At 54.3% G+C, this 3,699-nt stretch carries 3 protein-coding genes; all 3 read right to left on the reverse strand.

Annotated elements, in window-relative coordinates; genetic code table 11:
- Window positions 1–25: 25 nt before the first annotated feature.
- A complete protein-coding gene (locus G3436_RS27880) occupies window positions 26–991 on the reverse strand; it encodes a type I restriction enzyme subunit R domain-containing protein (RefSeq protein ID WP_420801235.1) in 966 nt (321 codons plus the stop codon).
- Window positions 991–2,982 (reverse strand): type I restriction endonuclease subunit R, encoded by a 1,992-nt coding sequence (locus G3436_RS20745; protein WP_243667236.1) that lies wholly within the window; start codon window positions 2,980–2,982, stop codon window positions 991–993. The genes G3436_RS27880 and G3436_RS20745 overlap by 1 nt, the downstream gene beginning before the upstream one ends.
- Before the next feature lie 71 nt (window positions 2,983–3,053).
- Window positions 3,054–3,699 (reverse strand): restriction endonuclease subunit S (locus G3436_RS20750; protein WP_178116545.1); only part of this gene is annotated, 646 nt, incomplete at its 5' end.

The following is a 3,699-nucleotide window of genomic DNA, read 5'->3' on the forward strand; positions in this document are numbered from 1 at the left end:
GAAGACTTGAGCGCCGCATCACTGGCTACCGAGGCGGTAAGCTCAGGTCCTGGCGGCGGCGTATTAGCATGACTTCCTCGAAAATCTTCTCAAACGCCAGTGCACGGTGGTCTTCGTCCTGGCTATTTTGGTACTTGGGCTCAAAGTCCGGATGCTCCTGAATCCCCTTTAGAATGCTCAGGAACTTCACGCGCTTTTCTTCCGTGGTCACCCCCCAGCCCTGGAACCAACGCTCGTTGAAGCTCTGGATGATTTGGTCCAGCGGATCCTTTTCCTGCTCACCGCTATGCACCCCACGCGGATTGGGGTTTGCTGGGTCCAGTTCGGTTTCAGCGTCATCCAATGCAATGCTGTGGTTCAGTTTGACCCGTTCCAGCCCATAGGAAGCCAGGTCAACCGAGTTGAGCAGAGCGTCGATTTCGTCGGCGTCTTTGTCCTGCACTTTGAGTTTCGGGATCAGGAATTTGAGGAACCAGAATAGCTTTTCCCAGGCCACAATCTCGTACGGCATAATCGAGGCCATTTGGCCGTAGATCTTTACGAACTGTTTGGCCTTGATCTTGAAATCGACCTTGGCCTCATCCTCCAGCTCAAGCTCCACGTCGAAACGCTCAGCGGCGATATCGATCAACACAGCCAGCTTTTCAGCATCAACGTTGTCGAAATACTGCCTGGCAAATGCCTCCACCTCCGGCCACTCATATACGCCGACCTCGTCCAGCTGGTCCTTGAGTTCATGCAGAACATTGATATCCGTTGCTCCGGACAGGCTGGTGGCAGTGTAGAACGGGTCGAAGGAGGCTTTGATGTCCTCCACCTGATTGAAGAAATCCAGAACGAACAGATCTTCGGTCTTCTTGCCCCACTTCGGCGCGGCACGATTAAGGCGTGACAGCGCTTGCACGGCGAGTACGTACTGCAGCTTCTTGTCCACGTACATAGCACACAGCTTAGGCTGATCGAAGCCCGTCAGGTACTTGTTAGCTACCACTAGCAAGCGGTATTCGTCGTGTCGAATTTGTCTCGCGTATCCGCTTCGGCGAAGCCGTTGATGCCGGCTTCGGTGTACTCGACACCATCAATCAATTTTTCGCCGGAGAAGGCAATTAGCGCCTTGAACGGGTTGCCGCGCGCCGCGAGCAAGCGGCTGATGGCTTTGTGATAACGGATGGCGGCTTCAATGCTTTGAGTGATGACCATACCCTTCGCCTGGCCCTTGAGCTTTTTCGGCGTGATCACCTGCTCAATAAAATGCTCCAGCATCACCTCGGCCTTAACGTCGATGGTCTGCTGGTCACGTTCGACGTAGGCGCGGAGCTTCTTCTGCGCTTTCAGCGTGTCAAACAGCGGATTGTCCTCAATGGACTTCTGAATTTCGTAGTAGCTGCGGTACGTGGTGTAGTTGGCCAGCACATCAAGGATAAAGCCCTCTTCAATGGCCTGTTTCATCGAGTACAGGTGGAAGGGCGCGAAGCGGCCATCGGCCTGCTGCTCGCCGAACTTCTCCAGCGTGCTGTTCTTAGGGGTGGCGGTGAAGGCAAAATACGAGGCATTGCCGCGCATCTTGCTGTTCTTGATGGCGCTGAGGATCTTCTCCTGAGTGTCGTCTTGCTCGTCGCCACCCATCACCTTGTTCATCGTGCCGTGGCTGCTACCGTCCTGCGAGCTGTGTGCCTCGTCCACTATCACGGCAAAGCGCTTGCCGGCCATATCGTCGATACCATCCACGATCACCGGGAATTTCTGGATGGTGGTGATGATGATTTTTTTGCCCTGCTCCAGCGCATGCTTAAGGTCAGAAGACTTCAACGCCGGAGCGATGATGTTTTTCACCTCTGAAAACTCGCGCAAGTTCTCGCGCAGTTGCTTGTCCAGCAGTCGGCGGTCGGTCACCACAATTACCGAGTCGAACAGCGGCACATCCAGTCCACGCGCGCCAGCAACCTCCAACGAAGTTGGATAGGTTTCGATCAGCTGATAGGCCGCCCAGGTGATGGAGTTGGACTTGCCCGAGCCGGCCGAATGCTGGATTAGATAACGCTGTCCCACACCTTGCTGGCTGGCATGGTCTACCAGACGGCGCACCACATCCAACTGGTGATAACGCGGGAAAAACAGCGTGCGCTTGGCCAGTGGCATTTTGCTGTTGCCATCCAGGCGCACAAAGTGCTGGATGATGTTAGCCACGCTTGCTCGGCTGAAAATCTCCTGCCATAGGTAGGCGCTTTTGTGCCCATTGGGGTTGGGCGGGTTGCCAGCCCCGTGGTTGTGGCCCTTGTTGAATGGCAAGAAGAAGGTTGCGACACCGGCTAACTTGGTGGTCATGTAGACCTCGTCGGTGTCTACCGTCATGTGCACCAGGCAGCGGCCGAATTGTAGCAACGGCTGGCCCGTGTCACGGTCCTGCTTGTATTGCTTTTGCCCGTGATAACGGGCGTTCTGGCCCGTCCAAGGGTTCTTCAGCTCCAGCGTGGCGAAGGGCAAACCATTGATAAACAGCACCAGGTCGATCTCTTCCAGCGGATTACTCAGGGAGTAACGCACCTGGCGGGTGCTACTAAAGATATTCGCCGCAAACTTCTGTTTGACCCTCTCCGAACTGCTGGCAAGTGGCGCGGGGTACATCAGGTTGAAGTGCACATCTTCGATGTCCAGGCCGCGCTTGAGCAGGTGCAGCGCGCCGTACTTCTTCGCCAGTCGGTCGAAGCGATCGAGGATGCGCAAATCCCAATCATCGTAGCGCTGCTTGAGACGCTCCAACTCTTCACCCTGGCTGGCCTCAAGGAATTGCCACAAGCAACGGCTATCTACGGCATACCGGGCATTGAAATCCTGAGCACGGCCCAGTTGATACCCGTGGTTGAGGCCCGTCGGCACGGGCACCGAACTGTTACGGCCTACCGCCTGCTCTTCCAGGCAAGTGCCGGTTAGGTATTTCTCGATGCTAGCTTCCAGCGCCTGTTCGTTGGTCTTGCTTACCATGCCGGCTTCCTTGTGCTTGTCCTTTCTTACCTCTGCCAGGCGAGCCCGGCACTGGGTGCAAATGTCTAAAATTATCCAGCCAACGGGGGCAGACATTCGCCGCTATCTGGCTCCACCACGCCCGGCACCTTGATCTTGCCGGTGACGGCGCTATTGATCAGGGTGGCTTTGTATTCTTTAAGCCTCGTGATTTGTTGTTCAAACAATGTGCAGGCGTTATCTATTCGTTCCGAGGTCGAGTCTATGAACTGCAGGATTTCTAACTGCTCGCCCAAAGGAGGAACAGCAACTTTTATATCGCCAAAATCCTGGGTATAGAGCCGCATAAACCCTGAAGAACCAGTGCCTAACCCTTTTGAGCCAAGGCGAAACTGAGTTCCTAGCAAAGGAAGCTTGAATAACCTGAGGAAAAATGATGGGTTGGCGCGCTCTTTAATATCAAAAATAGCATAGTCGGGGCTTACCAAGCCAAGCCGAGAGGAAACACCAAATATCCCGATTGCAGCCCTCATGCGATTCATAACCATTTGGCCGGGACGAACTATCTTATAGTCCACTAGGCTCTCATTGGAAATTGCCTTATCCGAGACGTCATCATGGGGCACAAGCCCAAGCTCCATTCTCAAGGAAAGCAACGTTTCTTCGCCCGTTTTGGTTCGCTCATTGATTTCTTTGAAAAGATACTTAAGCCTAACTGTTTCCCAATGCGTCGGAATT

Origin of the sequence: Pseudomonas brassicae, from assembly GCF_010671725.1 — a bacterium.
Lineage (GTDB): Bacteria > Pseudomonadota > Gammaproteobacteria > Pseudomonadales > Pseudomonadaceae > Aquipseudomonas > Aquipseudomonas brassicae.

Excerpts from the sequence above, each read along its gene's own strand:
- G3436_RS20745 (WP_243667236.1), bottom strand. The coding sequence starts at position 2,982 with ATGGTAAGCAAGACCAACGAACAGGCGCTGGAAGCTAGCATCGAGAAA.